This window comes from Pseudoxanthobacter sp. (assembly GCF_036822375.1).
GTDB lineage: Bacteria > Pseudomonadota > Alphaproteobacteria > Rhizobiales > Segnochrobactraceae > Pseudoxanthobacter.
This window is the reverse complement of the sequence record NZ_DAISHT010000281.1, coordinates 1-3,662: the sequence shown is the minus strand read 5'-3', so window position 1 is coordinate 3,662 and position 3,662 is coordinate 1. Positions and strand designations below refer to the sequence as shown.

3 protein-coding genes are annotated in these 3,662 nt (G+C 71.8%); all 3 read left to right on the top strand.

Going from position 1 to position 3,662, the window contains the following annotated elements; translation table 11 throughout:
• Positions 1–578 precede the first annotated feature (578 nt).
• A complete protein-coding gene (locus V7067_RS16450; protein ID WP_334176976.1) occupies positions 579–1,364 on the top strand; it encodes an SIMPL domain-containing protein in 786 nt (261 codons plus the stop codon).
• Positions 1,365–1,608: 244 nt separating this feature from the next.
• The gene (locus tag V7067_RS16445; RefSeq protein ID WP_334176975.1) at positions 1,609–2,502 is read left to right on the top strand and encodes a class I SAM-dependent methyltransferase; all 894 of its coding nucleotides are present in this window, start codon (positions 1,609–1,611) and stop codon (positions 2,500–2,502) included.
• A 130-nt stretch (positions 2,503–2,632) separates the two neighbouring features.
• A complete protein-coding gene (kdsA, locus tag V7067_RS16440; RefSeq protein WP_334176974.1) occupies positions 2,633–3,490 on the top strand; it encodes a 3-deoxy-8-phosphooctulonate synthase in 858 nt (285 codons plus the stop codon).
• Positions 3,491–3,662: the final 172 nt, after the last annotated feature.

The following is a 3,662-nucleotide window of genomic DNA, read 5'->3' as shown; positions in this document are numbered from 1 at the left end:
GGATTGCGGTCACGGGTCGCATCATCACGTTCCGGCGTTTTACGCCGCTGTCGGAGCGGCTTGCGGACCGCGGGGCCGTCGCTTGCCGTCAGGGGCGCCGGTCCGGCCGGCCGGCTCGTTCCGGTGCCGGCGCTGATTGCGACGGGGCTCAGCGGCCGCCGCCTCGCCGGTGCTTCCCCGCATCCGCGCAGCGTTGCCGGCAAACGGCGCCTGCCGCCCATCGCCCACAACGGCCTGCGGATGCCGGTGCCCTGCGCGCTCCATTTTGCGGCTGCGGCTGCGGCCGGCAATTTCTGCGCCCTGTTTTTCGCCGTGCAGGGGCCGGAACGGGCCGCGGGGGCGCTCAACAGGACGCGGCCCGGCCGACATCTGGCCGACGGACTGGCCACCGGACGGCGGCCGCGCGCAGCCACCGCGCTGAACCCGGCCGCCGTCCATCGCAATGCTGCCGGAATCGGCCGGAATGGTGCGCCGGTTCCCGCTGCCCGGGCCAGTGCCGGGCAGCGGGGCAACCTGTGCCCCCTTTCCGTGCGCCGGCCGGCCCTGTGCCGGCCCCCGCCGCCTCCGGAGATCAGCCGATGCAAGGCCCCCTGCAGCCCGCGTCCGTCCGCCCCCGCCTTCTGCACCGTCGCCGCCTGCGGCTGGCGGTCATGGGGCTGAGCTGCCTGATGTTTGCCGCCCCGGCGCTGGCCGGCGGGCCGGAGGGCGACCGGCATGCGCCGGCCACTCTTGCCGTTTCCGGAGAAGGCACGGCGATGGCCCGGCCGGACATGGCGGTGCTGAGTGCCGCGGTGGTCAGCACCGGTGCAACCGGGGGTGATGCGGTGGCCGCCAATTCGGCGGCGATGACCAAGGTTCTCGCCGCTCTGGAAGCCGCCGGTGTTGCCACCGCCGACATCGCCACCAGCGGCTTTTCCGTGCAGCCGCGCTTTGCGTCGCCGCGGCCCGACGGCCAGCCGGAGCCGGACGGCCCGCGCATTACCGGCTACGAGGTGCGCAATGCCGTGACGGTGCGCGTGCGCCATCTCGATGCCCTCGGAAGCGTGCTCGACCGGCTGGTCGGCGCCGGTGCCAACGAGATCGGCGGGCTTTCCATGACCTTCGCCGAGCCGGACAAACTGGCCGACGCCGCCCGGCGCGATGCGGTGGCCGATGCCCGCCGCAAGGCAGAGACCTATGCGGCGGCTGCCGGCGTGCGCCTCGGCCGCGTGCTGCGGCTCAGCGAGCGCGGCCTCTCGCGGCCCGAGCCGATGGCCATGATGATGCGGGCCGACATGGCCAAGGCCTCGGCCGCCGTGCCGGTCGCATCGGGCGAGCAGAGCGTGGAGGCCGGCATCGACGTGGTCTTCGAGATCGAGCGCTGAAGGCCGGCGGCGCGGTCTCGTTTGTTGGATATTGATCCCATATGATAAGGCCTGTGCCGCGCGGTGCCCCGCTACCGCGCGGCACATCTTTCAATTGCGCCCGCGCAGGCTTAACGTGGCAGCCGCGGCACCCGGGAACAAGCGGCCCGAAGGCCGGCGCCACGGCCCGGAAGGGCCGGCGACCGTCAGCGGGCGGTGCGCAGGCAGTGGATTGTGACAGGCCGCCCCGGCGGGGAGAACAGCGATGACGTCTGGCGAAAAGGCCGGCAGCGGACGCGCCCCCGGCGGCAACGCGGCACCGGAGGCGGCAGCGCTGCTGGCCGGCGTTTCCCGCACCCTGCTTGTCACGCTGTGCGGGCGGGCGCGGGGCGCCGCGCTTTTCCCGGCCACGGGCTTTGCCGACCCGCTCGCCGAGGCCTATGTGGCGGCGCTCGGCCTCGATGCCGCGCAATATGCCCGCACGCCGGAATGCGTGTTCGGCGTCGTCCGCCGCTCGCAGGCCATCGACAGTCTGATCCGCCGCTTTGCGCGCGAGCACGGGGCCATCGCCGTCATCAATCTCGGTGCCGGCCTGTCCACCACGTTCGAGCGGCTGGCCGAGCCTGACGACTGCCGCGATATCCTGTGGGTGGATGTCGACCTGCCGCAGGCGGCCGGTCTGCACGCCGCGCTGGCCCCGTCGCATCCGGGCCGCCGGATGATGGCGGCCGATGTCGAGCAGCCGGGCTGGACGCAGGGGCTCGACCTGCCCGACCGGCCCACGCTGGTGGTGGCCGAGGGGCTGGTGCCCTATTTGACGGCGGCGAGCTTCGGGGCGCTCATCGACGAACTGGCCGCGCGCTTCGGCGACCGGCCGCTGCGCATGGTCTATGACGGGTTCGCCTTCACCATGGAAGGCATGGCGCGCTTTCATGCCTCCATTGGCCCGCTGGCGCGCGCCGACCGCAGCATCGAATTTCGCTTCGGGGCCCGCCGCCGGGCCGACTACACCGCCGGCCGCCGCGACTGGCAGCTCGCCGCCCTGCTGCCGGTGATGGAGGGGCTGAGCCCGGTCCACACCATGACCTGCCAGATGTTCACGGCCACCTTCGGCGTTCCGTTCTATGCGGTGGCGGCCATCGACCATCGCCGCACCTGAGGGCTGCGGCTTTTGCAGTTGCGGTGCGCCGTGCAAACGGGCAAGCACGAAGCCCAGAAAAAGCACGCAGCCCAGAAAGCGGCGCAGGCGCCCCCGGGCGCGCGCCCGGCAACCGCGATGGAACGATGCGATGACCGAACAGCCCTCCGCTCCGCTTCAGCCCGCAACCGTGGTCAGCCTCGGGCCGGTGCGTTTCGGCAACGCGCTGCCGCTGGCGCTGATTGCCGGCCCCTGCCAGATGGAAAGCCGAGACCACGCCCTTGAGGTGGCGCTGGAGCTGAAGGCCATTGCCGCGCGCCTCGGCATCGGCCTCGTCTTCAAGGCCTCGTTCGACAAGGCCAACCGCACCAGCCTTTCCGGCCGCCGCGGCATCGGCCTTGAGGGCGCGCTGCCGGTGTTTGCCGAAATCCGCGAGCGCACCGGCCTGCCCGTGCTGACCGATGTGCACGAGCGCGAGCAGTGTGCCCCGGTGGCCGAGGTGGTGGATATCCTGCAGATCCCGGCCTTCCTCTGCCGGCAGACCGATCTGCTGGTGGCCGCTGCGGAAACCGGCCGCGTGGTCAACGTCAAGAAAGGCCAGTTTCTGGCCCCGTGGGACATGAAGAACGTGATCGCCAAGGTCACTGGCGCCGGCAACCCCAACGTGCTGGCGACCGAGCGCGGCGTGAGCTTCGGCTACAACACGCTGGTTTCCGACATGCGCGCCCTGCCGGTGATGGCGGAAACCGGCGCCCCGGTCATTTTCGATGCCACCCATTCCGTGCAGCAGCCGGGCGGCCTTGGCGGGGCCTCCGGCGGCGACCGCCGCTTCGTGGCGCCGCTGGCCAGCGCGGCCGTTGCGGTCGGGGTGGCGGGCGTTTTCATCGAGACCCATCCCGATCCCGACAACGCGCCCTCCGACGGCCCGAACATGGTGCCGCTGCGGGACTTCGAGGCGCTGGTCCGCCGGCTGATGGCCTTCGACGCCGTGGCAAAATCGGCGCGCTGAGCCCGTTGCACACAGCCTGCCGCCGCCTCCACGGTTGACGGCAGGCCGAATTCCCTCTACCCGAAACCCATCGCACCGGACCGCCCAGCGGCCGGTGCCGGGAGCCCGTAGCTCAGTCGGTAGAGCACGTGACTTTTAATCATGGGGTCGAGGGTTCGAGTCCCTCCGGGCT

Excerpts from the sequence above, each read along its gene's own strand:
- V7067_RS16445 (WP_334176975.1), top strand. The coding sequence starts at position 1,609 with ATGACGTCTGGCGAAAAGGCCGGCAGCGGACGCGCCCCCGGCGGCAAC.
- kdsA (WP_334176974.1), top strand. The coding sequence starts at position 2,633 with ATGACCGAACAGCCCTCCGCTCCGCTTCAGCCCGCAACCGTGGTCAGC.
- V7067_RS16450 (WP_334176976.1), top strand. The coding sequence starts at position 579 with ATGCAAGGCCCCCTGCAGCCCGCGTCCGTCCGCCCCCGCCTTCTGCAC.